General features: G+C 72.2%; 24 protein-coding genes. 19 read left to right on the plus strand and 5 right to left on the minus strand.

Annotated features, from left to right (window positions below; all coding sequences use genetic code 11):
* Positions 1-117 precede the first annotated feature (117 nt).
* Positions 118-1,074 carry an LLM class F420-dependent oxidoreductase gene (locus OG985_RS35440; protein ID WP_371672449.1) on the plus strand — a complete coding sequence of 319 codons (957 nt, stop codon included), beginning with the start codon at positions 118-120 and terminating at the stop codon, positions 1,072-1,074.
* Here the strand turns inward: OG985_RS35440 and OG985_RS35445 are convergent.
* Together OG985_RS35445 and OG985_RS35450 are read right to left on the minus strand one after the other, a co-directional pair.
* The gene (locus OG985_RS35445; protein WP_371672450.1) at positions 1,052-2,443 is read right to left on the minus strand and encodes an FAD-binding oxidoreductase; all 1,392 of its coding nucleotides are present in this window, start codon (positions 2,441-2,443) and stop codon (positions 1,052-1,054) included. The two genes, OG985_RS35440 and OG985_RS35445, sit on opposite strands and share 23 nt — an antisense overlap.
* A gap of 67 nt (positions 2,444-2,510) precedes the next feature.
* Positions 2,511-4,313 carry a glycoside hydrolase family 15 protein gene (locus OG985_RS35450; protein ID WP_371672451.1) on the minus strand — a complete coding sequence of 601 codons (1,803 nt, stop codon included), beginning with the start codon at positions 4,311-4,313 and terminating at the stop codon, positions 2,511-2,513.
* 513 nt (positions 4,314-4,826) lie between these two features.
* On the opposite strand from OG985_RS35450, the gene OG985_RS35455 reads away from it, so the two are divergent.
* The 14 genes from OG985_RS35455 to OG985_RS35520 all read left to right on the plus strand — a co-directional run bounded on the left by OG985_RS35455 (position 4,827) and on the right by OG985_RS35520 (position 21,091).
* Positions 4,827-6,491, plus strand: a complete 1,665-nt coding sequence (locus OG985_RS35455; protein ID WP_371672452.1) for a CTP synthase — start codon at positions 4,827-4,829, stop codon at positions 6,489-6,491.
* A 107-nt stretch (positions 6,492-6,598) separates the two neighbouring features.
* Positions 6,599-7,225 (plus strand): NUDIX domain-containing protein, encoded by a 627-nt coding sequence (locus OG985_RS35460; RefSeq protein ID WP_371672453.1) that lies wholly within the window; start codon positions 6,599-6,601, stop codon positions 7,223-7,225.
* 159 nt (positions 7,226-7,384) lie between these two features.
* Positions 7,385-9,631 carry a tetratricopeptide repeat protein gene (locus tag OG985_RS35465; RefSeq protein ID WP_371672454.1) on the plus strand — a complete coding sequence of 749 codons (2,247 nt, stop codon included), beginning with the start codon at positions 7,385-7,387 and terminating at the stop codon, positions 9,629-9,631.
* A gap of 134 nt (positions 9,632-9,765) precedes the next feature.
* Positions 9,766-10,890: an alanine dehydrogenase gene (ald, locus tag OG985_RS35470; protein WP_371672455.1), complete on the plus strand. Its 1,125-nt coding sequence runs from the start codon at positions 9,766-9,768 to the stop codon at positions 10,888-10,890.
* A gap of 401 nt (positions 10,891-11,291) precedes the next feature.
* On the plus strand, positions 11,292-12,428 hold the full coding sequence (locus OG985_RS35475) for a ParA family protein (RefSeq protein WP_371672456.1): 1,137 nt from the start codon (positions 11,292-11,294) through the stop codon (positions 12,426-12,428).
* Positions 12,413-12,973, plus strand: a complete 561-nt coding sequence (locus OG985_RS35480) for a hypothetical protein (RefSeq protein ID WP_371672457.1) — start codon at positions 12,413-12,415, stop codon at positions 12,971-12,973. Before OG985_RS35475 ends, OG985_RS35480 begins: the two co-directional genes overlap by 16 nt.
* Before the next feature lie 18 nt (positions 12,974-12,991).
* Positions 12,992-14,344: a ScpA family protein gene (locus OG985_RS35485; RefSeq protein WP_371672458.1), complete on the plus strand. Its 1,353-nt coding sequence runs from the start codon at positions 12,992-12,994 to the stop codon at positions 14,342-14,344.
* Positions 14,341-14,991 (plus strand): SMC-Scp complex subunit ScpB, encoded by a 651-nt coding sequence (scpB, locus tag OG985_RS35490; protein WP_371672459.1) that lies wholly within the window; start codon positions 14,341-14,343, stop codon positions 14,989-14,991. The genes OG985_RS35485 and scpB overlap by 4 nt, the downstream gene beginning before the upstream one ends.
* 8 nt (positions 14,992-14,999) lie before the next feature.
* Complete coding sequence (locus tag OG985_RS35495; RefSeq protein ID WP_371672460.1) at positions 15,000-16,121, plus strand: pseudouridine synthase; 1,122 nt, start codon at positions 15,000-15,002, stop codon at positions 16,119-16,121.
* Positions 16,122-16,261: 140 nt separating this feature from the next.
* Positions 16,262-17,224 (plus strand): sigma-70 family RNA polymerase sigma factor, encoded by a 963-nt coding sequence (locus OG985_RS35500; protein WP_371672461.1) that lies wholly within the window; start codon positions 16,262-16,264, stop codon positions 17,222-17,224.
* On the plus strand, positions 17,221-17,778 hold the full coding sequence (locus OG985_RS35505; protein ID WP_371672462.1) for a TIGR03086 family metal-binding protein: 558 nt from the start codon (positions 17,221-17,223) through the stop codon (positions 17,776-17,778). The genes OG985_RS35500 and OG985_RS35505 overlap by 4 nt, the downstream gene beginning before the upstream one ends.
* A gap of 52 nt (positions 17,779-17,830) precedes the next feature.
* Positions 17,831-19,246: an MFS transporter gene (locus tag OG985_RS35510; RefSeq protein ID WP_371672463.1), complete on the plus strand. Its 1,416-nt coding sequence runs from the start codon at positions 17,831-17,833 to the stop codon at positions 19,244-19,246.
* Positions 19,247-19,325: 79 nt separating this feature from the next.
* Positions 19,326-20,069, plus strand: a complete 744-nt coding sequence (locus OG985_RS35515; protein ID WP_371672464.1) for an NUDIX domain-containing protein — start codon at positions 19,326-19,328, stop codon at positions 20,067-20,069.
* The gene (locus OG985_RS35520; protein WP_371672465.1) at positions 20,066-21,091 is read left to right on the plus strand and encodes an ADP-ribosylglycohydrolase family protein; all 1,026 of its coding nucleotides are present in this window, start codon (positions 20,066-20,068) and stop codon (positions 21,089-21,091) included. The genes OG985_RS35515 and OG985_RS35520 overlap by 4 nt, the downstream gene beginning before the upstream one ends.
* A gap of 39 nt (positions 21,092-21,130) precedes the next feature.
* Here OG985_RS35520 and OG985_RS35525 read toward each other — a convergent pair whose 3' ends face one another.
* From OG985_RS35525 to OG985_RS35535, 3 genes are read right to left on the minus strand one after another with little or no spacing between them, the layout of a single operon-like run.
* Positions 21,131-21,532 (minus strand): Rieske (2Fe-2S) protein, encoded by a 402-nt coding sequence (locus tag OG985_RS35525; RefSeq protein ID WP_371672466.1) that lies wholly within the window; start codon positions 21,530-21,532, stop codon positions 21,131-21,133.
* The gene (locus tag OG985_RS35530) at positions 21,529-22,110 is read right to left on the minus strand and encodes a DUF6529 family protein (protein ID WP_371672467.1); all 582 of its coding nucleotides are present in this window, start codon (positions 22,108-22,110) and stop codon (positions 21,529-21,531) included. The genes OG985_RS35525 and OG985_RS35530 overlap by 4 nt, the downstream gene beginning before the upstream one ends.
* Positions 22,111-22,128: 18 nt before the next feature.
* Entirely contained in the window at positions 22,129-22,800 is a 672-nt protein-coding gene (locus OG985_RS35535) for a hypothetical protein (RefSeq protein WP_371672468.1), read from the minus strand.
* Positions 22,801-23,039: 239 nt separating this feature from the next.
* Between OG985_RS35535 and aroH the strand changes: the two genes are divergently transcribed.
* The 4 genes from aroH to OG985_RS35555 all read left to right on the plus strand — a co-directional run bounded on the left by aroH (position 23,040) and on the right by OG985_RS35555 (position 25,923).
* The gene (gene aroH / locus OG985_RS35540; protein ID WP_371672469.1) at positions 23,040-23,402 is read left to right on the plus strand and encodes a chorismate mutase; all 363 of its coding nucleotides are present in this window, start codon (positions 23,040-23,042) and stop codon (positions 23,400-23,402) included.
* Complete coding sequence (locus OG985_RS35545) at positions 23,399-24,484, plus strand: prephenate dehydrogenase (protein WP_371672470.1); 1,086 nt, start codon at positions 23,399-23,401, stop codon at positions 24,482-24,484. The genes aroH and OG985_RS35545 overlap by 4 nt, the downstream gene beginning before the upstream one ends.
* 117 nt (positions 24,485-24,601) lie before the next feature.
* Entirely contained in the window at positions 24,602-25,279 is a 678-nt protein-coding gene (gene cmk, locus OG985_RS35550; RefSeq protein WP_371672471.1) for a (d)CMP kinase, read from the plus strand.
* Positions 25,276-25,923: a lysophospholipid acyltransferase family protein gene (locus tag OG985_RS35555; protein WP_371672472.1), complete on the plus strand. Its 648-nt coding sequence runs from the start codon at positions 25,276-25,278 to the stop codon at positions 25,921-25,923. The genes cmk and OG985_RS35555 overlap by 4 nt, the downstream gene beginning before the upstream one ends.
* Positions 25,924-25,951: the final 28 nt, after the last annotated feature.

Below are 25,951 nucleotides of genomic sequence, written 5' to 3' on the forward strand. Positions count from 1 at the left end.
TACCCGCGCGGATGCCTCGGGGACATCTCCGGGCGCCGCCCCCGGGACGATCGGCGGACGCAGGCACCGGCCTCCGCGGCCCGCATACGGCGGTCCCGAACGGGTAGCGGCCGGACCATGGACTTCAGCGTGGTTGCCGTGGCACGGGAGGACGACAGTCCGGTCGACGAGCCGTTGCGGATGGCGGTGCTCGCCGACCGGCTCGGATACGGCGAGGTGTGGGCGGGAGAGGGGCCGACCTGGGACGCGTTCGTCCTGGCCACCGCGATCGGGCGGGCCACCGAACGGGTCGCGCTGACGGCCGGCCCGGTGCCGGTGTCGGTCCGCGACCCCCTCACCGCGGCCCGGGGAGCCGCCTCGGTCGCGGCCGTGGTCGGCCGCCCCGTGGGGGTGGCCCTGGGCACGTCCAGCAAGCGGGTCGTCGAGGGCGTGCACGGGCGGCCCCGGGTGCGGCCGGCGAGCGTGCTGGAGGAGAGCTCGGCGGCCGTACGGCGTCTGCTGCACGGCCGGCCGGGCGAGCCGGTCGTGCCCGGAAGCGTCTTCCCCCGCCGCCTTCCGCCGCCCGGCGGCCCGCTCACCGTGGCCGCGTTCGGCGACCGCGCGATCGCCACGGCCGCCGCGCACGCCGACCGCATGCTGCTCGACCTGGTCTCTCCGGAGCAGGTGAGCGAGCTGCGCGGAAAGCTCCTCGCCGCCGCCCGGAAGTTGGGCCGGACACCACCGACGCTGGCCGCCTGGCTGCCCGCGGCGGTCGATCCGGAGCCGGAGTCGCTCGCCCAGATCCTGGGGAGCGTCGCCGGATACCTGACAGTGCCCGGCTACAGCGACGTGTTCGCCGCGGCGGGGTTCGGCACGGCGGTGCGGCTCGCCGCGTCCGGCGCCGACCGCGAGACGCTGGTGAACGCCCTGCCGGCCCGGGCCGCGGGCCTGGTCGGTCTGGTCGGCGACCGGGACGCGGTACGCGGCCGGATCGACGCCTACGCCGCGGCCGGCCTCGACGAGATCGCCCTCGTCCCGGCCACCGCCGGAGATCCGGCGGGGGAGCGCACCCTCACGGCGCTCCGGCCGGGCTGATGTTGTGGTTGAAGCGGAACACGTTGTCCGGGTCGTGGCGCCGCTTCAGGTCGGCCAGCCGCCGGCTGTTCTCGGCGCCCAGACCGGCCACCACCCGCTCCGGGCCCTCGTCACCGATGAAGTTGAGGTAGACCGCGCCGGTGCTCCACGGCGCGACGTCGGCGCGGACGTCGCGGACCCACCGGACGGACCGCTCGTCGTCGGCCGGGTCCTCCCAGATCGCGAAGGGGTGCACCGCCCAGGCCGCGTCCCGGTAGGGGATCGGGTACTCGGACGGTCCGGAGGCGATCGCGCCGCCCTGCGGGAACAGCACGTGCTGGGTGCCGGTCGGCGCGGGCAGGGTGTCCGCGCGGGCGCAGAAGACGTCCACGAAGTCGTCGGGCGCGCCCGACAGGTACTCCGCCGACCAGTAGTTCCGCATCCCGGGCGGGTCGTCGAGCATGCACTGCATGTCGGCGTACGGCATCGCGCCGACGATCTCCGACTCGTGCGGCAGCGCCAGCAGCGGCTCGGCGAGCTTGCGCAGGTTCTCCTCGGCTCCGGCGTACGTCAGCAGCGCACCGCACACCAGCCTGCCGACCAGGTGCGGCGGTACGAAGTCCTCGGGCGGGGCGGTGAAGTAGATGACGCCGCCCGCCGCCTCGTCCGGGGCGGCCGTGATCAGGTCGCGGTAGGTACGGACGACCTCGGGGCCGAACTCGGGGAGGAACAGCACCAGCGCGAGGGAGAACGCGGGCAGTTCGTACAGCTTCAGGGTGAGCGCGGTGGCGACGCCGAAGTTGCCGCCGCCGCCGTGCAGGCCCCAGAACAGCTCGGGGTTCTCGTCGGCGCTCGCGTGCACCCGGCTGCCGTCGGCGGTGACGAGTTCGGCGCCGAGCAGGTTGTCCACGGCCAGGCCGCAGCAGCGGTCCAGCCAGCCCGTGCCGCCGCCGAGGACGAAGCCGCCGACGCCGGTGGTGGAGGCCCGCCCGCCGGTGGTCGCCAGGCCGTACGGCTGGGTGGCCCGGTCCATGTCGCTCATCGTGGCGCCGCCCGCCACCCGTACCGCCGCGGCCGCGGGATCGACGGTGACCGCGCGCATGTGACGCAGGTCCACCACAAGGCCGCCGTCGTTCACCGCGGCACCCGCCACGCTGTGCCCGCCGCCGCGCACCGCGACGGGCAGGTCGAGGTCGCGGGCGTAGCGCACCGAGCGCACCACGTCGGCCTCGTCCACGCACTGGGCGATGACCGCCGGACGCCGGTCGATCATGGCGTTGAAGACGGTCCGTGCCTCGTCGTAGCGGGGATCGCCCGGCGTCAGCACGTCTCCGACCAGATCCTCACGCAACGCGGTCAGAGCCGCGCCCGCCTTCGATGGGGAGGCCATGGGGCGGCCCCCTTCCGTGCAGGGGCTGTTGGCTCCAGCGTAGGCGGGCCCGGCCGGTCGGTCCTGTTCAGCCGCCGTAGGCTCCCGACGCCGTCAGGCGCAGGGCGGTGTCGATGAGCGGGACGTGACTGAAGGCCTGCGGGAAGTTGCCGACCTGGCGCTGCAGCCGCGGGTCCCACTCCTCGGCCAGCAGACCGAGGTCGTTGCGCAGCGACAGGAGCTTCTCGAACAGCTTGCGGGCCTCGTCCACCCGGCCGATCATCGCGAGGTCGTCCGCCATCCAGAACGAGCAGGCGAGGAAGGCGCCCTCGTCCCCGGGCAGGCCGTCGACGCCCTCTGCCTCGCCGTCCGTCGGGTAGCGCAGGATGAAGCCGTCCGAGGTGGACAGTTCGCGCTGGATCGCCTCGATGGTGCCGATCACCCGCTTGTCGTCCGGCGGCAGGAAGCCCATCTGCGGGATCAGCAGCAGCGAGGCGTCCAGTTCCTTCGAGCCGTACGACTGCGTGAAGGTGTTGCGCTCCTTGTCGTAGCCCTTCTCGCACACGTCCCGGTGGATGTCGTCGCGCAGTTCGCGCCACCGCTCCAGCGGGCCGTCCGCGTCACCGGACTCGATGAGCTTGATGGTGCGGTCGACGGCGACCCAGGCCATCACCTTGGAGTGCACGAAGTGGCGGCGCGGGCCGCGCACCTCCCAGATGCCCTCGTCCGGCTCGTCCCAGTGGTCCTCGAGGTAGCGGATCAGCTTGAGCTGGAGCACCGAGGCGTAGTCGTTGCGGGCCAGGCCCGTCATGTGGGCCAGGTGCAGGGCCTCGGTGACCTCGCCGTACACGTCGAGCTGGAGCTGGTGCGCGGCGCCGTTGCCGACCCGGACGGGGCCGGAGTTCTCGTAGCCGGGCAGCCAGTCGAGCTCCGCCTCGCCGAGCTCGCGCTCGCCGGCGATGCCGTACATGATCTGCAGGTTCTCGGGGTCGCCGGCGACGGCCCGCAGCAGCCACTCGCGCCAGGCGCGGGCCTCCTCGCGGTAGCCGGTGCGCAGCAGCGAGGAGAGGGTGATCGCCGCGTCCCGCAGCCAGGTGTAGCGGTAGTCCCAGTTGCGGACGCCGCCGATCTCCTCGGGCAGCGAGGTGGTGGGCGCGGCGACGATGCCGCCGGTGGGGGCGTACGTCAGGGCCTTGAGGGTGATCAGCGAGCGGACCACGGCCTCGCGGTAGGGGCCGTGGTACGTACAGTGGTCGACCCAGTCGCGCCAGAAGTCCTCCGTGGCCTCCAGCGACTGCTCCGGCTCCGGCAGCGGCGGCGGCTGCTTGTGCGAGGGCTCCCAGGAGATCGTGAACGCGATCCGGTCCCCGGGGGCGACGGTGAAGTCCGCGTACGTCGTCAGCGACTTGCCGTAGGTCTCGGCGGATGTGTCGAACCACACGGAGTCGGGGCCGGCGACGGCCACCGTGCGCCCCTCGTGCTTGTGCACCCACGGGACGACCCGGCCGTAGGAGAAACGCATCCGCAGGGCCGAGCGCATCGGGACCCGGCCCGAGACGCCCTCCACGATCCGGATGAGCTGCGGGGCGCCGTCACGCGGGGGCATGAAGTCGGTCACCCGGACCGTGCCGCGCGGGGTGTCCCACTCGGACTCGAGGATCAGCGAGTCGCCGCGGTAGCTGCGCCGGGCCGCGGTGGGCGGCTGGGCGTCGGAGGCGTGGGCGGGCCCGAGCCGCCAGAAGCCGTGTTCCTCGGTGCCGAGCAGACCGGCGAAGATGGCGTGCGAGTCGAAGCGGGGCAGGCACAGCCAGTCCACTGTGCCGTCCCGGCAGACCAATGCGGCGGTCTGCATGTCTCCGATGAGTGCGTAGTCTTCGATGCGCCCGGCCACGTGCAACTCCAGTCGAACGGCCACGTCACCCCCAGCAGGGGGCTGTCGCTCTTGCGGTCAGGGGGAATGTGTCATACGTCGTACGTCGTTGAGCGGTGAAGCAAAGCAGCCGCTCGTGCCGTATGGCAAAACGACAATCTCCGCTCAACGAACTGGCGAGCTCTCGTTGTTCCGGGGCGTACGGGCGGGGGGTGGTGCCCTGTTGCCGGGCGGGCTCGCCAGCGAGTGTCCGAGCAGGATACGACGCACGTAGATGATCTGCGTGCCGCTCCGGGCAACCCGGCTGGGCCGAACGGGTGAGCAACGGGTGAGAAACACGTGACGTGACGCGCGTCCGTGTCGACGCGTGTGCGGTGCGTGGCCGGAAGCCATCTCCTCCGGGCGCTGATACCCTGGTAGCCCGTGGACCGGTGGGCAAGAAACCCCCGAACCGCAGCGACGGCACCCCCGGAGATTCCCGGTCGGCAGCCGTACCGCACCCCAGACCGCGACCACGGGAGCCCCCTCTTGGCCATGACGCCCAAATCCACGACGACCAAGCACATCTTCGTCACCGGGGGTGTCGCCTCCTCGCTCGGCAAGGGGCTCACCGCCTCGAGTCTCGGGATGCTGCTCAAGGCCAGGGGCCTGCGCGTCGTCATGCAGAAGCTCGACCCGTACCTGAACGTCGACCCGGGCACGATGAACCCCTTCCAGCACGGTGAGGTCTTCGTCACCAACGACGGCGCCGAGACCGACCTGGACATCGGACACTACGAGCGCTTCCTCGACCGTGACCTGGACGGCTCGGCCAATGTCACTACAGGACAGGTCTACTCGACGGTGATCGCCAAGGAGCGGCGCGGCGAGTACCTGGGCGACACCGTGCAGGTCATCCCGCACATCACCAACGAGATCAAGCACCGCATCCGCCGTATGGCGACGGACGAGGTGGACGTCGTGATCACGGAGGTCGGCGGCACGGTCGGCGACATCGAGTCGCTGCCGTTCCTGGAGACCGTCCGCCAGGTCCGTCACGAGGTCGGCCGGGACAACGTGTTCGTGGTGCACATCTCGCTCCTGCCGTACATCGGCCCCTCGGGTGAGCTGAAGACGAAGCCGACCCAGCACTCGGTTGCGGCCCTGCGGAACATCGGTATCCAGCCGGACGCGATCGTGCTGCGCTCCGACCGCGAGGTGCCGGCGGCGATCAAGCGCAAGATCTCGCTGATGTGCGACGTCGACGAGGACGCCGTGGTCGCCTGTCCCGACGCCCGCTCCATCTACGACATCCCGAAGACCGTGCACGGCGAGGGCCTGGACGCCTATGTCGTCCGCAAGCTGGACCTGCCGTTCCGCGACGTGGACTGGACGACCTGGGACGACCTGCTCGACCGCGTCCACAAGCCGGACCACGAGATCACCCTCGCCCTGGTCGGCAAGTACATCGACCTGCCCGACGCCTACCTCTCGGTCACCGAGGCGCTGCGCGCCGGCGGCTTCGCCAACCGGGCCCGGGTGAAGATCAAGTGGGTGACCTCGGACGACTGCAGGACCCCGGCCGGCGCCGCCCAGCAGCTCGGTGACGTGGACGGCATCTGCATCCCGGGCGGCTTCGGCGACCGCGGTGTGCTCGGCAAGGTCGGCGCCATCCGCTACGCCCGCGAGAACCGGATCCCGCTGCTCGGGCTCTGCCTGGGCCTGCAGTGCATCGTGATCGAGGCCGCGCGCAACCTGGCCGACATCCCGGACGCCAACTCCACCGAGTTCGACTCGGCCACCTCGCACCCGGTCATCTCGACCATGGCCGAGCAGCTCGACATCGTCGCCGGCGAGGGCGACATGGGTGGCACGATGCGCCTGGGCATGTACCCGGCCAAGCTGGCCGAGGGTTCGATCGTGCGCGAGGTGTACGACGGCAAGGAGTACGTCGAGGAGCGCCACCGTCACCGCTACGAGGTGAACAACGCCTACCGGGCGGAGCTGGAGAAGGAGACCGGCATCGTCTTCTCGGGCACCTCCCCGGACGGCAAGCTCGTCGAGTACGTCGAGTACCCGCGCGAGGTCCACCCGTATCTGGTCGCCACCCAGGCGCACCCCGAGCTGCGTTCGCGCCCGACGCGCCCGCACCCGCTGTTCGCCGGGCTGGTGAAGGCGGCCGTCCAGCGGACGGTCGAGGCGGGGAAGAGTTCCGAGTAACACACCAGTTGTACGGTGGCCGGGGCGCAAACCTTCAAAAGGTGGGCACCCCGGCTGCTTTCGTGGGCGGCCTCGCACACGGTTCGGTACGTCTGGGAGGACAGGGCATGACGATCAGGGACACCCCCGAGGAGTGGGAGATCCGGGCGACGGAGACCCCCTTCGTGGGCAACAAGACCTCCGTACGCACCGACGACGTGGTCATGCCCGACGGCACGGTGGTCCACCGCGACTACCAGGTCCACCCCGGCTCCGTCGCCGTCCTCGCCCTCGACGACGAGGGGCGCGTCCTGGTCCTCCGTCAGTACCGCCACCCCGTGCGCCACAAGCTGTGGGAGATCCCGGCCGGTCTGCTGGACGTCCCCGGCGAGAACCCCCTGCACGCCGCCCAGCGCGAGCTGTACGAGGAGGCGCACGTCAAGGCGGAGAACTGGCACGTGCTGACCGACGTCTACACCACTCCCGGCGGCTGCGACGAGGCCGTGCGGATCTTTCTCGCCCGTGACCTGTCGGAGGCCGAGGGGGAGCGCTTCGAGGTCGAGGACGAAGAGGCCGACATGGAGCTGTCGCGGGTGCCCGTGCCGGAACTCGTCCGCGGCGTACTCGCGGGCGAGCTGCACAACAACTGCCTGGTGGTGGGCGTGCTTTCGCTGGTCGCCGCCGAGCAGGGCGACGGACTCGACGCGCTGCGTCCGGCTGAGGCGCCCTGGCCCGCCCGTCCGTTCGAGTCCTGAACACCCATCCCCCTGCCGGTGTGACCATCGGCTGATCCGATCGGGGGACGTCTCCGCCGCGCTCCGCCCGGAAGGTAGCAGAGCGTGAACTAGGCTCTGGAAACGCCCGAACCGGAGTCCCGGCGGGCTTGCTTGTGCGGTGGGACGGGAGTGTGGCCCGTGACGGACCAGGCGGTGGACACGGACGGTGTACGGCTGTCGCAGCGCCCTGGCGTGGAGCCCCGATTCCTGGGCCGCAACAGGGAGTTGAAGGAACTCCGCGCCGACATCGAGCGCGCCGGCCTCGACACCCTCGCCGGCCGCAAGGCCCCCCGCGCGCGCGTCCTGCTCATCGCCGGCCGCCCCGGCTCGGGCCGCACGGCTCTCGCCGAGGAGCTCGTACGGCAGGTCGCGGACCGTTACGCGGACGGGATGCTGCGCGCCCGGCTCAGCGAGCCCGACGGCAGCCCCGTCCCCACCGAGCGCACCGCCCGCGAGCTGCTGGCCGCCCTGCGGCTGCCCGCCCCGGCCGGAGCCGCCGAGGACGACCTCACGGCCGCCTTCCGCGAGGCCCTCGCCGACCGCCGGGCCCTGCTGCTGCTCGACGACGCCGCCGACGCCGAGCAGGTCGACGTCCTGCTCCCGGACACCCCGGAATGCCTGGTCGTGGCCGTCTCAGGGGGACCCCTCACCGGGATCGCGGACGTCCGGCCCTGCACCCTGGGCGGCCTCGACACCAAGTCCGCCCTTGAGCTGCTGACCCGGTACACCGGCTCGGTCCGCATCACCGTCGACCCCCGTGCCGCCGAGCGCCTCGTCGAGCAGTGCCGGGCCCAGCCGGCCGCGCTGACCCTGGCCGGCGGCTGGCTCGCCGCCCGCCCCACGGCGGCCGTCGCCGACCTCGCCAAGCACCTGCACGCCGAGGGCGAGGACGGAACCCCGCTGAGCCGTGTCCTGCGGCTCGTCCACGCCTCCCTGTCCACTCCGGCCGCGCGGATGCTACGACTGCTCTCCCTCGCCCCGGCCGGCCTGGTCGACGCGCACATCGCCTCCGCGCTCGCCGGCTGCTCGGTCAACGGCGCCCGCACCACCCTGGACGACTTCGTCGTTCTCGGCCTGCTGACGGCCGTGGACGCGCCGCTGCCGCAGTACGAGGTACCCGGCTGCCTGCTCCCCCTGCTGAAGGCCCTCAGCGAGACGCAGGACCGTCCCGCGGAACTCCAGCTGGCCCGCGCCCGCATGCTGGAGCGCATGGTGCGGCTCCTGCAGTCCTGCCGGGCGATCACCGAGACCGACAGTCCGCAGGCCCGCCAGAAGCTGCTCGGCCTGCCGCGCTCCCTGCGCTTCTCGAACCCGCGGGCGGCCGAGGAGTGGCTGCGGGCCGCCAGGCCCGCCCTGCTGGCCTCCGTCCGGCTCGCGGTCGCCGACGGGGAGCTGGACACGCTCGCCCGGCGGCTGATGTCCCAGCTCGTACGGGCGATGGTCGCCCACTTCGGCACCCGGGCGGCCGCCCCGGACCTGTACGGCATCCACGGGCTCGTCCTCGACGTGGCCGAGCGGCGCGGCCTACCCCGGGAGAAGGCCGCGGCCCTGCTGAACCTCGGCGACCTGGACGCCCGCACCGGCCGCACCGCGGAAGCGCTGGCCCGCTACCGGGCGGCACTGGACGCCGGACGCGAGGCGAACGACCCGTACGCGACCGGACGCGCGATGGAATCCGTGGGCGGCGCCCATCTGGAGCTCGGGGACTACGACCGGGCCGCCGACTGGTACGGCAGGGCGCTGGCGCAGCGGCTGGCCCGGGACGAGCGCGCCGAGGCCGCCCGGCTGTACGGCCGTATCGCCGCCGCGCACACCTACGCGGGCCGCTACGGCGAGGCGCTGCGCAACTGGCGGGCAGCGGTCGCCGGGCACCGCAAGAACGGCGATGTGGCCGCCCAGGCGCGGGCGTTGAGCGAACTGGCCCGGGTCCAGGAGTACGCCGGACGGCCCGCGGAGTCGCTGCGGACCTGCCAGGAGGCGGTGGAGTGGGCGCGCCGGGCCGAGGACGTACGCCTGCAGGCCGCGCTGCAGCTGCGGCTCGCCGACACGCTGGAGCACCTCGGTGACCCGGTGGCGGCCCGTCTGCACCGGGGCGCGGCCGAGCGGCTGCTGGACGACGCCCCCCGGGAGAGCCGACCGGAGCAGGAATCGCGGGCGGCGGGGAGCGAAACGAAGGCCGTGGAGCCGGAAACGACGGTGGCGGAGCCCCGGGCGACGCCCACGGAGCAGGAATCGAAGGCCATGGCGCCGGAGCCGTCGACCACCGGGCCCGCGACGGCGGCCGTGGAGCCCCAAACAAAGGCCGCGGGGCCGGAATCCAGCGCTCTGAAGGCGGAACACGGTGCTAACACCTACGAAATCCGTAGTGCATCCGCTGAAGATTGATGCAATGAAAGGCTAGACAGGGAGAACGCCTTCATTAGACTGGCTCTGCCGCACCTTCTTCCGCGGTGTCTCCCGGTGTGCTCCGCATGCCTGGGTATGTGTTCTATTGCCCCATATCCACTGAGCCAAGGACCGTGATCCACGTGAAGGTCGGCATCCCCCGCGAGGTCAAGAACAACGAGTTCCGGGTGGCCATCACCCCCGCCGGCGTGCACGAGCTCGTGCGCAACGGCCACCAGGTCGTCGTCGAGCTGGGCGCCGGTCTCGGCTCCTCGATCACGGACGCCGAGTACGTCGCCGCCGGCGCCCGGATCCTGCCGAGCGCCGACGAGGTGTGGGCCACCGCCGACCTGCTGCTGAAGGTCAAGGAGCCCATCGCCGAGGAGTACCACCGCCTCCGCAAGGACCAGACGCTCTTCACCTACCTGCACCTGGCCGCGTCCAAGGAGTGCACGGACGCCCTCCTGGAGTCGGGCACCACGGCCATCGCCTACGAGACGGTCGAGCTGCCGAGCCGCGCGCTGCCGCTGCTCGCCCCCATGTCCGAGGTCGCGGGCCGGCTGGCCCCGCAGGTCGGCGCCTACCACCTGATGCGCGCCAACGGTGGCCGCGGTGTGCTGCCCGGCGGTGTCCCGGGCGTGCTGGCCGGCCGGGCCGTCGTCATCGGCGGCGGTGTCTCCGGCTGGAACGCCGCCCAGATCGCCATCGGCATGGGCTTCCACGTGACCCTGCTCGACCGCGACATCAACAAGCTCAAGGAGGCGGACAAGATCTTCGGCACGAAGATCCAGACCGTCGTCTCCAACACCTTCGAACTCGAGAAGGCCTGCCTCGAGGCCGACCTCGTGATCGGCGCGGTCCTCATCCCGGGTGCCAAGGCCCCGAAGCTGGTCACCAACGAGCTGGTCTCCCGGATGAAGCCCGGAAGTGTCCTTGTCGACATCGCGATCGACCAGGGCGGCTGCTTCGAGGACTCCCGTCCGACCACGCACGCCGAGCCGACCTTCCCGGTCCACAACTCGGTGTTCTACTGCGTCGCCAACATGCCGGGTGCGGTGCCCAACACCTCCACCTACGCGCTCACCAACGCCACGCTTCCGTACATCGTCGAGCTCGCCAACCGTGGCTGGGTCGAGGCGCTGCGCCGGGATTCCGCGCTGGCCAAGGGTCTCAACACGCATGACGGCAAGGTCGTTTACAAGGAGGTCGCGGAGTCCCACGGCCTTGAGCACGCCGAGCTGGAGTCCCTCCTCGGCTGAGCCCCGGCGCCAAGTCGGCACAGGCCAAAAGGCGATACGTCAACACAGGTCGTCAACACCGCGCACCCGGCCGGACCTTGCCCGATGAGGTCCGGCCGGATGTGTGTATGGTCACTTTGCGGCTCTCGGCCAACTCGCCTCGAACGTAACCCTTGAACCGATTCGTACACCGGTGAAACCTGCCGTGCGACGGCCGTACGCCCTTGACAGAGGGATGTTTCATTGCCGACACATCCTGCCGGGTCCGGCGGATTGTGTTGCTGCGGACGCCCGACACGCCATAGAGTCGCCAACCGTCGGCATGGTGTTTCGCTGACCTGTCTAGAAGTTTCCTGGTCTCCAAGGAGGTAAGACGACTTGTGAATGAGTCGACATTTTCTCCCGGGGGTGGTCAACCAGGAATGCCTGCACGGGGCCAGGACCCCGCGGGGTTCGAGGCTGTCGGCTCCGTCGCTGTGCGTACCTTCGCAGCCCACCAGAGTCACCGGATCTCAAGCGTGACTCAGCCAGCACACCAGAGCATGGATGGCCATCACGTGAACGCCACGGTCGGCGACGGAAGTGGCGCGCCCCACAACCATCTCGCCGCCTACGACGAACTGCCCGAAGGGCACTTCTACGACCCCGACGCCGAGTACGAGCCCGACCCCGAGTACGCGGCCACGCTCGCGCCCGACGCCGCCCGCCAGCGCCGCGAGCGCGTGGGCCCGACCGGACGCCCGCTGCCGTACTTCCCGATCCCGGGGCCGCTGACGGACCACGGACCCGCGACGATCATCGCGATGTGCAACCAGAAGGGCGGCGTCGGCAAGACCACGTCGACCATCAACCTGGGTGCCGCGCTCGCGGAGTACGGCCGTCGTGTGCTGCTCGTGGACTTCGACCCGCAGGGCGCGCTGTCGGTCGGTCTCGGCGTCAACCCGATGGAGCTCGACCTCACCGTCTACAACCTGCTCATGGAGCGGGGCATGGCGGCCGACGAGGTGCTCCTCAAGACGGCGGTCCCGAACATGGACCTGCTGCCCAGCAACATCGACCTGTCCGCCGCCGAAGTGCAGTTGGTCAGCGAGGTCGCGCGCGAGTCCACCCTGCAGCGGGCACTGAAGCCGCTGATGGCCGACTACGACTACATCGTGATCGACTGCCAGCCCTCGCTGGGTCTGCTCACGGTCAACGCGCTGACCGCCGCGCACAAGGTGATCGTGCCGCTGGAGTGCGAGTTCTTCGCGCTGCGCGGTGTGGCCCTGCTGACCGAGACGATCGAGAAGGTCCAGGAGCGGCTCAACCCCGAGCTGGAACTCGACGGGATCCTCGCCACCATGTACGACTCGCGCACGGTGCACAGCCGTGAGGTGCTCGCGCGGGTGGTCGAGGCCTTCGACGACCACGTCTACCACACGGTCATCGGGCGCACGGTCCGCTTCCCGGAGACCACGGTCGCCGGTGAGCCGATCACCACGTACGCCTCCAACTCCGTCGGTGCCGCCGCCTATCGCCAGCTTGCCAGGGAGGTGCTCGCCCGGTGTCACGCCGAGTGAGTCTGCCGGGGGCCGACGAACTGTTCCGCACGACAGGGGGAATGGCGCTCCAGGCGTCCACTCCCCGGCGAGGGGCCAACGGCGAGGCCCGGGTGCCCGCTCCCGCGGGGGAGAGCGACGGGGTGGCGGCCGGGGAGGACGCGCCGCAGTCCGTACCCGTACGGGGCGGCGACGGCGAGGGCGCGGAGCATGTCGCGGCCGACTCCGACCCGGCCGACGCCGGAGAGTCCCGGAGCCGGGGCGCGGACCGCTCCGGCCGACGTGAGGACGCGCAGGAAGGTTCTGCCACGGGCCAGTCGCGCAAGCGCGGCCGGTCGCCCTCGCGCCGTCCCAGCGGTCGCGAACGCCATGACGAGAAGATCACGGTGTACGTGTCGGCCGAGGAGCTCATGGACCTGGAACACGCACGGCTGGTGCTCCGGGGTGAGCACGGGCTCGCCGTCGACCGCGGGCGGATCGTCCGTGAGGCGGTCGCCGTGGTGCTGGCCGATCTGGAGTCCCGGGGGGACGCGAGCATTCTCGTACGGCGACTGCGCGGACGGTAGCGGTAGCCTGCGGGGGCCATGACCTCGAACGACGCTCCCGTCCCCGGCGCCTCCGCCGGCCGTCGGCGTGCGCTGGGGAGGGGGCCGGGGACGGCTCCGGAACCCGGGGCCGTCGTAGCGGAAACGGACGGGGACGCGGGCGCGGAGCCTGCGGACCTCGCGGAGCCCGGGGCTGTCGCACCCGAGGCCCCGCCCGCCCCGGAGCCCGAGTCCCCGCCCGCCCCCGCCCCGGATTCCGAGGTGCCGCCCACCTTTGCGCCGGAGCCCGAGGCCCCGCCCGCCCCCGCCCCGGATTCCGAGGTGCCGCCCACCTTCGCCCCGGAGCCCGAGGTGCCTGCGGGCCCCGACTCCGAACCCGCGGCCCGGGTACCGCTGACCGCGGCCACCCGGGTGCCGGAGCCTGTCGCTGGGGTGCTGCCGTCCGATGCCGTGTCCGGAGTTCCCGCCGAGGGTCCCGTCGGCGAGCCCGGTCGGGCCGCCGGGTCCGAGGAGCCGGGCGACGGCGTCTTCACGGTGCGCCTCGCCAACTTCGAGGGGCCCTTCGACCTGCTCCTCCAGCTGATCTCGAAGCACAAGCTCGACGTCACCGAGGTCGCCCTGTCCAAGGTGACCGACGAGTTCATGGCGCACATCAGGGCGATGGGGCCGGACTGGGACCTGGACCAGACGACCGAGTTCCTGGTCGTGGCCGCCACCCTGCTCGACCTGAAGGCGGCCCGGCTGCTGCCCGCCGCGGAGGTCGAGGACGAGGCCGACCTGGCGCTCCTCGAAGCCCGGGACCTGCTGTTCGCCCGGCTCCTGCAGTACCGCGCGTACAAACAGATCGCCGACATCTTCAACCACCGCCTTGAGGAGGAGGCCCGGCGCTACCCCCGTACCGTCGGACTCGAACCCCACCACGCGGAGCTGCTGCCCGAGGTCGTCATCCGCATCGGCCCGGGGGGCTTCGCGAAGCTCGCCGTCAAGGCGATGCAGCCCCGGCCCAGGCCGCAGGTGTACGTCGACCACATCCACGCGCCGCTGGTCAGCGTGCAGGAGCAGGCCGGGATCGTGGTCGCGCGGCTCAGGGAGCTCGGCGAGGCCAGCTTCCGCGTGCTCGTCGAGGACACCGACGACACCCTCACCGTCGTGGCCCGGTTCCTCGCCCTGCTGGAGCTGTACCGCGAGAAGGCCGTGGCGCTCGACCAGGAGGTCGCCCTCGGCGAGCTGCTGGTGCGCTGGACCGGCGGGGACGGGGAAGCCGAGCCGGTGGTGACCGACGAGTTCGACCGGCCGCCCGCGCCGCCCGAGGAGCCCGGGCAGCCGAAGGGGTCCAACGAGCCCAAGGAGCCCACGGAGCCCAAGGAGCCCAAGGAGGAGGAGAAGGCGTGAGCGAGGAGACCTCCGATGTGCCGGCGGGGCTGCACACCGTCGCCGATCTCGACCTCAAGCCCGCTCTGGAGGCCGTCCTCATGGTCGTGGACGAGCCCGCGACCGAGGAGCACCTCGCCAGGATCCTCCAGCGGCCCCGGCGGCAGATCGCGGACGCGCTGCGGGAGCTGGCCGACGAGTACACCGTCCAGGGCCGTGGCTTCGAGCTGCGGCTGATCGCCGGCGGCTGGCGTTTCTACTCCCGGCCCGCGTACGCGGCGGCCGTCGAGGGCTTCGTCCTGGACGGCCAGCAGGCCCGGCTCACGCAGGCGGCGCTGGAGACGCTCGCGGTCGTGGCGTACCGCCAGCCGGTCAGCCGCAGCCGGGTCTCCGCGGTGCGGGGAGTGAACTGCGACGGCGTGATGCGCACCCTCCTGCAGCGCGGTCTGGTCGAGGAGGCGGGCACGGAACCCGAAACAGGTGCGATCCTGTACACGACGACGAACTACTTCCTGGAACGGATGGGCCTACGAGGCCTGGACGAACTCCCGGAGCTCGCGCCCTTCCTCCCGGAGGCTGAGGCGATCGAGGCCGAGACCCAGGAGGGCGTTCTGTCGTTCGACCCGGACGCACCCGATGCTCCGGGGGCAGACGACGCAGACGACTAGACGGAACTTTGATGCGAAGCAGCGGCAGGAACAGCAGCGGAAACAACGGCGGGAGCCGTGGTGGCAACAGCGGCGGCCGCGGCGGGAGCAGCGGTGGCCGCGGTAACCACCGCGGCGCCGGCAACGCCCGCGACGACAAGCAGGGGCAGCGTCCCAGCAAGCCCCGCCCCGAGGAGCGCCGCTACGACGTGGGCTCCGGCGCCACCCACGAGGGCCCCAAGTCCGGGCGCGGCGCCTCCGCGCGAGGCGGCGCCAAGGGCGGCCCCAAGCAGGGTCAGGGCACCGGGCGCGGCCGTTCGGTGCCGGCGACCTCCCGCGAGTACGAGGCGCGCGCCGAGGAGCGCAACCGGGAGCGGTACGCGGGCAAGAAGGACGTCAGGCCGCCCAAGACCTTCCCGGGCGCCGAGCAGGAGGGCGAGCGGCTGCAGAAGATCCTGGCGCGCGCCGGTTACGGTTCCCGGCGTGCCTGCGAGGAACTGATCGAGCAGGCACGGGTCGAGGTCAACGGCGAGATCGTCCTGGAGCAGGGCAAGCGGGTCGACGTGGAGCACGACGAGGTGAAGGTCGACGGCCTGACCGTCGCGACGCAGTCGTACCAGTTCTTCTCGCTGAACAAGCCGGCCGGTGTCGTCTCGACGATGGAGGACACCGAGGGCCGGCAGTGCCTCGGCGACTACGTGACCAACCGCGAGACGCGGCTGTTCCACGTCGGACGGCTCGACACCGAGACCGAGGGCGTCATCCTGCTCACCAACCACGGCGAGCTGGCGCACCGGTTGACCCACCCCAAGTACGGCGTGAAGAAGGTCTACCTCGCGCACATCGTCGGCCCGATCCCGCGCGACCTGGGCAAGCAGCTCAAGGACGGCATCCAGCTGGAGGACGGCTACGCGAAGGCGGACCACTTCCGGGTCGTCGAGCAGACCGGCAAGAACTACCTCGTCGAGGTGACCCTCCACGAGGGCCGCAAGCACATCGTGCGCCGCATGCTCGCCGAGGCCGGGTTCCCGGTCGACAAGCTGGTCCGGGTCTCCTTCGGCCCGATCACCCTGGGCGACCAGAAGTCGGGCTGGCTGCGGCGGCTGTCCAACACCGAGGTCGGCATGCTGATGAAGGAAGTCGACCTCTAGGACACCCGGGGAGACCCGCGCGTCGGCCGGTTCCGGACCAGTGTCCGGGGGTGCGGGAGCGCCCCCGGGAAACGCGGCCGGGGCCAGCCGATTCGTTTTCCCCCTCCCGCCGGTCTGTATCGGTGACGGAGGGAGCGGGGATGGCTGGGACGACGACGGACCGCGACGAGTTCGTGCGGCTGACGGATCCGTACCGCAGGGAGCTGCTGGCGCACTGCTACCGCATGCTGGGCTCGGTCGACGAGGCCGAGGACCTGGTGCAGGAGACGTATCTGCGGGCCTGGCGGTCCTACGACGGATACGAGGGCCGGGCGTCCCTGCGGACCTGGCTGCACCGGATCGCCACCAACACCTGTCTGACCGCGCTGGACAGCCGCACGCGTCGTCCCCTGCCCTCCGGGCTCGGCGGGCCGTCGCAGACGCCCGAGGAGCCGCTGGGGGCCCCTTCGACGGATGTTCCGTGGCTGCAGCCGCTGCCCGACGCGCTGACCGACCCCGCGAGCGTCGTGGCGGCCCGGGGGAGCCTGCGCCTCGCGCTGGTCGCCGCGCTCCAGCATCTGCCCGCCCGGCAGCGGGCCGTGCTCATCCTGAGGGACGTGCTGGCCTGGCGGGCACCCGAGGTCGCGGCGCTGCTCGGCACCTCGACGGCGGCCGTGAAGAGCAGCCTCCAGCGCGCGCGGGCCCGGCTCGACGAACTGGCGCCCGAGGAGGACCTCGTCGTCGAGCCGGACGGCGCCGCCGACCGCGACGTGCTCGACCGGTACGTGGCCGCCTTCGAGCAGGCGGACATGGACGCCCTGCTCCTGCTGCTCCAGGACGGGATCGAGCTGGAGATGCCGCCGCACCTGGAGTGGTTCCGCGGGCACAAGGACGTCCGGCGGTTCCTGGAACCGCGGGTGCGCGAGAGCGGGCGGGTGCGGATGCTGCCCACGCGCGCGAACGGGCAGCCGGCCGTGGCGATGTACGAGCGGGACACCGACGGGGTGTTCCGGGCGCACTCGGTGCAGGTCCTCACCCTGGCGGGGCGGGCTGTCGCGCGGATCACCGTCTTCCTGGGCCCGGAGCTCTTCCACCGCTTCGGCATGCCGGGGACCCTGTCGTGAACCCCGGGGAGCTGCTGGAGCGTTCCCTGGCCTACGCGCTGGGGAGTGTCGCCGGGGTGCCGCCCGGAAGCCTGGGACGAGGCACACCGTGCGCCGCGTGGAACCTGGGGGAGCTGCTCGGGCACCTCGACGACTCGCTGGACGCGCTGCACGAGGGGCTGACGGGCGGGCGGATCGGGCTGTTCCCCGGCCCGGGACCGGGGGCCGATCCCGCCTGCGTCTTCCGCCGGCGTGCGGGCGCGGTGCTCGGTGCCTGGGCGGCCGGCCCCCCGGACCGCGTCCTGGTGGCGGAACGGCCGCTCGACGTCGGGGTGTTGGCCGCTGTCGGCGCCGTCGAGATCGCCGTGCACGGCTGGGACGTGGCCCGGGCGTGCGGGCGGTCGTGGCCGATTCCGCCGGCCCTCGCGGCCGGGCTGCTGCCGGTCGCGTGGCAGGTGGTCGCCGACGCCGACCGGGGTGTGCGGTTCGGCGCGCCGGTCGACGTGCCGCCGTGGGCCAGGCCCGACGACCGGCTCCTCGGCTTCCTCGGGCGGGGCGATTCCTTTCCCGGGTGAGCCCGGTCTGTCTTCCGTGAGTGACCTCAAGGCCCTCACGAAAGGCAGGGAAATGACCGACATCCTGAAGGTTCCCCCGCGTGCGCCGGCCGTGGAGCACGCGCCCCCACGACCCGTGTGGACCGTGCTCCTGGCCGGACTCGGGGCGCTACTGGGCTCCCTCGACGTGGTCGTCGTCTCCACCGCGCTGCCGGCGCTGCGGGCCGACTTCGGGGCGAGCCTCGCCGACCTGGAGTGGACGATCAACGGCTACAACCTCGTCTTCGCCGGCCTCACCCTGACCGGCGCGGCACTCGGCGACCGTTTCGGACGGCGTCGGATGTACGTCGTCGGGCTCGCCGTCTTCACCCTCGCCTCGGCCGCGTCGGCGCTCTCCGGCGGGCCGGGACAGCTGATCGCCGCCAGGATGGCGCAGGGGGCCGGAGCGGCCGTCCTGCTGCCGCTCACGCTCACCCTGATCAGCGACGCGTTCCCGGCCGAGAAGCGGGGCGTGGCGATCGGGATGTGGGGTGGGGTGACCGGACTCGGCGTGGCCGCCGGGCCGGTGCTCGGCGGAGCCGTCACCGAGGGCCTGTCGTGGCAGTGGATCTTCTGGCTGAACGTACCGCTGGGGCTGGTCATGATCCCGCTGTCGGTGCTGAAGCTGCGCGAGAGCCACGGTCCGCGGCCCCAACTGGATCTGGTGGGGCTCCTGTTGGCCGCGGTGAGCCTGGCCGGGCTGGCCTGGGCGCCGATGCGGGCGCCCGAGGCGGGCTGGGACAGTGCCGAGGTGGCCGGCGCGCTGGCTGTCGGAGCCGTGTTCCTGGCGGCCTTCGTCGGCTGGGAGCGATCGGGTGCCCGGTATCCGATGCTGCCGCTCGGCTACTTCCGCCGACGCGGCTTCGCCACCGCCAACGGTGCGATCTTCCTGCAGCTGTTCTCGCTGCTGGGCGCGCTCTTCATGATCTCGCAGCTGTTCCAGACGGGCCTGGGCAGCTCCCCGTTGGAGGCGGGCGTGCGGATTCTGGTGTGGACGGGCATGCCCCTGCTGGTCGCGCCCGTGGCGGGCACCCTCGCGGACCGGTTCGGGAACCGGCCCTTCATGCTGGGCGGCCTGGTGCTCCAGGTGATCGGGTACGCGCTGATGGCCTGGCAGGTCGAGCCCGGGGTCGGATACGGAAGCCTGATCGTGCCGTTGATCATCTCCGGGGTCGGCATCTCCATGGTCTTCCCCACCGCCGCCAACGCGGTGACCTCCTCCGTGCCGCCCGCCGACGCGGGTGTCGCGGCCGGCGTCAACATGGCGTTGCGGGAGCTGGGCGGGGTCTTCGGGATCGCGATCGCCGCGGCCGTGTTCGCCCGGTACGGCGGTTACGGCTCGGCCGAGGCCTTCGTCGACGGGTGCGGACCCGCGCTGTGGATCTCGGCGGGAGCCGCGGCGGCGGGCGCGCTGGTGGCGGCGTTCGCGCCCTCGCGGGACGGACGTTAGGGGCTTGTGGGGTTCCGTCCACCCCCTTTATAGTCGGTGTGACTATTAGTCGTGCCGACGGTGGAGGGGGTGGACGGGCATGGCCGAGCGCGGCACACCGGCACCCGAGGGCTACGACAAGCACGCCTTCGAGCCGTTCGCCCTCACCGTCGATCTCGCCGTCCTCACCCTCCGCGCGGGCGCCCTGCAGGTCCTGCTCGTCGAGCGCGGGCAGGAACCGTACGCCGGCCACTGGGCCCTCCCCGGCGGTTTCGTGCTGCCCGCCGAGTCCGCGGAGACGGCCGCCCGGCGTGAACTCGCCGAGGAGACCGGCCTGTCGGACGTCTCCGGGCTGCACCTGGAACAGCTGCGGACCTACAGCGAGCCCGACCGGGACCCCCGGATGCGGGTCGTGTCCGTCGCGTTCGCCGCGCTGCTGCCCGACGCGCCCGAGCCGCACGGCGGCGGTGACGCGGCGCAGGCCCGCTGGACGCCGTACGACACGGCGGGACCGCTCGCCTTCGATCACGAGGTGATTCTGCGCGACGCCCACGACCGCGTCGGCGCGAAGCTCGAGTACACCTGCCTCGCCACCGCCTTCTGTCCGCCCGAGTTCACGCTCGGCGAGCTCCAACAGGTCTACGAGACCGTGTGGGGTACCGCCCTCGACCGGCCCAACTTCCGGCGCAAGGTGCTCACCACCCCCGGCTTCGTCGAACCCGTGCCCGGCGCGGCCCGCCTGACCGGCGGCCGCGGCAAACCGGCCGCGCTGTACCGCGCAGGGTCGGCCACCACCCTGCATCCGCCTCTGCTCCGACCGCCCCGGGAAGGTCCGCCCACATGACCGCCACACCCACCGCCCACAAGCGCGCCGCGACCGGGGCCCTGCTGGGCCTCGCCCTCGGGGACGCGCTCGGCTTCCCGACCGAGTTCAACGACGTGCCGTCGATCCTCGCCAAGTGCGGCCCGTGGCGGGAGATGGAGCTGCCGACGCCGGCGATCGTCAGCGACGACACGCAGATGACTCTGGCGCTGGGGCGGGGGCTGCGTTCGGCCATGGACCGGGGGCTGTTGGGGCCCAAGCGGCTCGAACGGCCGGTACGGGAGGAGTTCGTGGACTGGTACCGGTCGCCGGAGAACAACCGCGCACCCGGACGCACCTGCCTGGTCGCCTGCGATCTGCTGAAGGCCGAGAACCGCCCCTGGCAGGAGGCGAGCCAGATCGGCTCCAAGGGATGCGGTGCCAACATGCGGGTGGCGCCCCTCGGTCTGATCTCCGGTCTCAGTGACGAACAGCGGGCGGGCGCCGCCCAGTTGCAGTCCGGCCTCACGCACGGGCACCCGACGGCACTCGCCGCCTCCGACCTCACCGCCCACGCCGTACGCCTGCTCGCCCAGGGCGCCGAGCCGGCCGCACTCGTCGGGCTGCTGCGCACCTACGCCGAGGAGAACCGCGGCCACTACCACGAGCGCTGGCTCGGCGATCTGTGGAGCCGGGGGCACGACCCGGACGCGGAGCACTTCATCTCCCGCGGCTGGGACGAGTGCCTGGAGATCCTGGGGCGGCTCGAGGACGCCGTGGGCACCGTCTCGCCCGAGGCGGACCCGTGCCTGGCCACCGGCGAGGGCTGGATCGCCGAGGAGGCCCTGGCCACCGGTCTGCTGTGCTTCCTGCTGTTCCCCGACGAGCCGGTGACGGCCCTGCGCCGCGCCGCCTGCACCTCGGGCGACTCGGACTCGATCGCCTGTCTCACCGGTGCCTTCGCGGGCGCGTATCTGGGTGCCGAGGCCTGGCCCGCCCCCTGGGCCGACCGCATCGAGTACCAGAGCGAACTGGTGACGCTCGGGGCGCTCTGGGACGCCTGACAGCGGGTGCGGGGCGGGCGTTCGGCGGGTGGGCGGCTCTCAGGCCAGGCGGATCGAGCCGCCCTGCACGGTGATCTTCTTCTCGGGCAGCGGCCGCGTCGCCGGGACGTGCGCCACCGAGCCGTCGGTGATGTTGAACTTGCTGCCGTGGCAGGTGCAGTTGATGGTCCCGTCCGAGACGCTCGCCACCGGACACTGCGCGTGGGTGCAGATGTTGGAGAAGGCCTTGAACTCGCCCTCCTTCGGCTGGGTGACGACGATCTTCTCGTCGGCGAAGATCTTGCCGCCGCCGACCGGGATGTCGGCCGTCTTGGCCAGCTCCTGACCGCTGGAGGCAGTCGAGGAGTCGCTGTCCTCGTCGCCGTACTTGCTGCAGCCCGCGGTCAGGGCCGCCGTGCCCGCCGCGAGAAGGACGGTGCGGCGCGCCGGGTGCTGGGTCATGTCGTCACTCCGAAGGTGCGGAAGAACCAGAGGGCCGAGGTCAGCCAGACGACGGTGAGGGCGGTGAAGACCAGCCCGCCGACGAGCGGCAGCAGCCAGCCGGGAAGTCGCTCCGAGCGGAGCAGCAACATCTTGGCACTGAAGACACCGAAGAAGAAGCAACCCACGAGGGAGTGCCACATCACGCGCGTCTCGTACGTCTGGTAGCCCAGCGCGTACAGGCAGTGCACCGCGACCGGCACGGCCACCAGGAACGCAGCCCGGCCCGACCAGCGGTGCAGCGCGGAGGACCAGCGGGGGCCCGGCAGCCTGCCGTACACCATCAGCGCCGAGACGAGCTGCACGAGCGCGAAGAGGAACGCGACCGTCGCCAGCCACGACTTCACCGCGGCGGTGCTGCTGAACCCGGCGAGGTTGAACGCGGTCCCCGCCGGATCGTGGACCTTGCCGTAGACGCCCAGGGCGACCGCCACCGCGGCGGCGACGAGCGCCGGGACCAGATAGCGGGCCGGGTGCGGGCCGCGCCGGGCCGGCGGCGAGGGGAAGCCCTGGGTGGCGGCGTTCGGGTCGACGGTCATGAGCGGCTCCCGGAGGGATCAGGGGACGACGGGATGTGCCGTGAGCTGCTGTCCGTCGACCGTCACCACGCCGGTCTCCGGGTCGATGGGAGGCGCGGGGGAGGGCTTGCCGCCGCGGGTGAGGACGCCGACCTGCGTGCCGTCCTTCAGGATGATCCAGCCGCCGTCGACCTTCGCCGCGCGGACGGTGGCGGTCGCCCGGTAGAGCCCCGAGGGTTTCTTCGCCCGGTCGGCGGTGAAGGCGTAGTGGCCGCCGTCGATGTCGACGCCGCCCCGGATCCGCCGCCCGGCCTCCAGCGTGCCGTTCAGCACGGCGCCGTGTTCGCCGGTGAGCCGCATCCGGCCGTCGTCCTTCACCTCACCCTTCAGCCACGACTCCTTGTCGTGGCCGTCGCAGAAGTAGGCGACCGCCCTGCCGTCGCGCACGGAGACGGAGACGGCGGAGGAGTCGTCGTCGGTACGGCCGGCGTATTCGGCGTCCGGGACGGGTGACGTCGTCGGCGACGGTGCCGGAGGGGTCTTCGTGGCGGACGGGGACGCCGTGGGCGAGGGTGACGCCGTGACCGCCGGTGCGTCCTCCCGATAGGTCGTCGAGGCGCTCTTCGTACCCGTCGTCGCGTTGAGCGACAGCATGAACAGGCCGAGCAGCAGTCCCGCGAAAAGGGTGAGCAGTGGTCCGGAGCGCTTCATGACGGGCCTCCCCCGAGGCGAGTGTCCTGCCATCAGAGCGGACCGGCGGCCCGGCGTCCAGAGGCGCACGGAAGCGTTGTCGCCCGGTCCGGCGGACGGGGAGGGTCCGGACGGCGTCGGCAGGACTCCCGAGCCGCCTCCCGCCGTCTCAGCCGGCGGGCGCCGCGCACCGGCCCGGCGCGGGCTGACTACGCTGGACGGACCAAGGAACGACACGCACACCAACGAGGAGCAGCGCCGTGGCGGTACGAGCGGTCAGGGGGGCCGTCCAACTGGAGCGGGACGAGGCCGGCCACATGGACGAGCAGGTCGGAGCCCTGCTCACCGCCGTCCTGGAACGCAACGATCTGACGGCCGACGATCTGATCAGCATCTGGTTCACGGCGACGCCCGACCTGCACAGCGACTTCCCGGCGGCCGCGGCCCGCAAGCTCGGCTTCGCCGACGTGCCGCTGATCTGCGCCCAGGAACTGGACATCGAGGGCGCCATGCCCCGCGTGGTCCGCGTCCTCGCCCACATCGAGTCGGACCGGCCCCGCGCCGACATCGCCCACGTCTACCTCGGCGCCGCGGCCGCCCTGCGCAAGGACATCGCCCAGTGAGGACCGCGCTCGTCCTCGGAACCGGGCTCATCGGCACCTCGGCGGCGCTGGCCCTGTCGCAGCGGGGCGTCGTCGTGCACCTCGCCGACCACGACCCGGAGCAGGCACGTACCGCGGCCGCGCTGGGCGCCGGCCTGGACACGGCGCCCGAGGGCCCCGTCGACCTCGCGATCGTCGCGGCCCCGCCGGCCCATGTGGCCACCGTCCTCGCCGACGCCATGCGCCGCGGTGTCGCGCGCGGCTACCTCGACGTGGCGAGCGTCAAGGGCGGGCCGCGCCGTGAACTGGAGGCACTCGGCCTCGACCTGTCGGCGTACATCGGCACCCACCCCATGTCAGGCCGCGAGAAGTCGGGGCCGCTGGCCGCCACCGGTGACCTGTTCGAGGGGCGTCCCTGGGTGCTGACGCCCACCCGGGACACCGACACCGAGGTGCTGAACCTCGCGCTGGAGCTGGTCTCGCACTGCCGGGCGGTCCCCGTGGTGATGGACGCGGACGCCCACGACCGTGCCGTCGCCCTCGTCTCCCACATGCCGCACCTGGTCTCCAGCATGGTCGCCGCCCGCCTGGAGGACGCCGAGGAGGCGGCCGTACGGCTGTGCGGGCAGGGCATCCGTGACGTGACCCGGATCGCCGCCTCCGACCCCCGGATGTGGATCGACATCCTCTCCGCGAACCCCGGGCCGGTCGCCGACCTCCTCGCCGACGTCTCGGCGGACCTCGACGAGACGGTCCAGGCGCTGCGCGCCCTGCAGTCCTCCGACGAGGCCAAGCGCCGGGAGGGCACCGCCGGCATCCAGGACGTCCTGCGGCGCGGCAACGCCGGCCAGGTCCGGGTCCCCGGCAAGCACGGCTCCGCCCCGCGGGCGTACGAGGTCGTGGCCGTCCTCATCGACGACCAGCCCGGCCAGCTGGCCCGCATCTTCGCGGACGCGGGCATGGCCGGCGTCAACATCGAGGACGTACGGATCGAGCACGCGACCGGACAGCAGGCCGGTCTGGTGCAGCTGATGGTGGAGCCCAAGGCGGCGCCGGTCCTGACGGCCGCGCTGCGGGAGCGGGGCTGGGCGCTGCGGCAGTAGGGCCGGCCCCGGCCGGGAGGCGACCGGGCGGCCGGACGAGTGACGCGCGCCCGGTAACCTTGTCCGGGGCGCCATCCGCCCCGACCCACCACTCCGGATCAGGAAGGTGCCCCCACAGTGGAACGCGCCGCAGTCATTGTCGCCATCGACGGCCCCTCCGGCACGGGTAAGTCGAGCACGTCGAAGGCCGTGGCCGCACAGCTGGGCCTGAGCTACCTGGACACCGGCGCCCAGTACCGGGCGATCACGTGGTGGATGGTGAACAACGGTATCGACATAGACGACCCGACCGCGATCGCCTCCGTGGCCGGCAAGCCGGAGATCGTCTCCGGCACCGACCCCCTGGACCCGACGATCACTGTCGACGGCATCGACGTGGCCGCCCCGATCCGCACCCAGGAGGTCACCTCCAAGGTCAGCGCGGTCAGCGCGGTGCCCGAGGTGCGCGCCCGGATCACCGAGCTCCAGCGCTCCTTCGCCGCGGCCGCCGAGAAGGGCATCGTCGTCGAGGGACGCGACATCGGTACGACCGTGCTGCCCGACGCCGACCTCAAGGTCTTCCTCACCGCCTCCCCGGAGGCACGGGCCGCCCGCCGCAGCGGTGAGCTGAAGGGCGCCGACGTCCACGCCACCCGCGAGGCCCTGGTCAAGCGGGACGCGGCCGACTCCAGCCGCAAGACCTCGCCGCTCGCCAAGGCGGACGACGCGGTCGAGGTGGACACCACCGACCTCACACTCACGCAGGTCATCGAGTGCGTCGTCACCCTCGTCGAGGGGAAGCGGGCCGCGAAGTGACCGAGCTGCCTTCGGCGCGGGGCGCCGAGGTCGGGCGGCGCATCGGCGTCGGCCTGATGTACGGGCTGTGGCGGCCACGCGTGCTGGGCGCCTGGAAGGTCCCCGCGACCGGTCCGGCGATCTTCGCCGTCAACCACTCGCACAACATCGACGGCCCGATGGTCATGGGCGTGGCGCCCCGGCCGACGCACTTCCTGATCAAGAAGGAAGCGTTCATCGGCCCGCTCGACCCCTTCCTGCTCGCCATCGGGCAGGTGAAGGTCGACCGGGAGACCACCGACCGCACCGCGATCACCCGGGCCCTGGGCGTGCTGGACAACGGCGGCGTCCTCGGTATCTTCCCGGAGGGCAGCAGGGGCGAGGGCGACTTCGCCTCGCTGCGCGCCGGGCTCGCCTACTTCGCCGTACGCAGCGGTGCGCCGGTCGTCCCGGTCGCCGTTCTGGGAAGTTCCGACCGCCCCGGACGGTTGGCCAAGGGGCTGCCCCCGCTGCGCAGCCGCGTCGACGTGGTCTTCGGCGACCCGTTCGAGGCGGGCGACGGCAGCGGACGGCGCACCCGCACGGCGCTGGACGAGGCGACCGAACGCATCCAGAAGCAGCTCACCGCCCACCTGGACAACGCCAGGCGCCTGACCGGCCGCTAGGCGACACTTGAGTAGTGGATCACCCGAA

It is taken from the genome of Streptomyces sp. NBC_00289 (genome assembly GCF_041435115.1).
Taxonomy (GTDB): Bacteria; Actinomycetota; Actinomycetes; order Streptomycetales; family Streptomycetaceae; genus Streptomyces.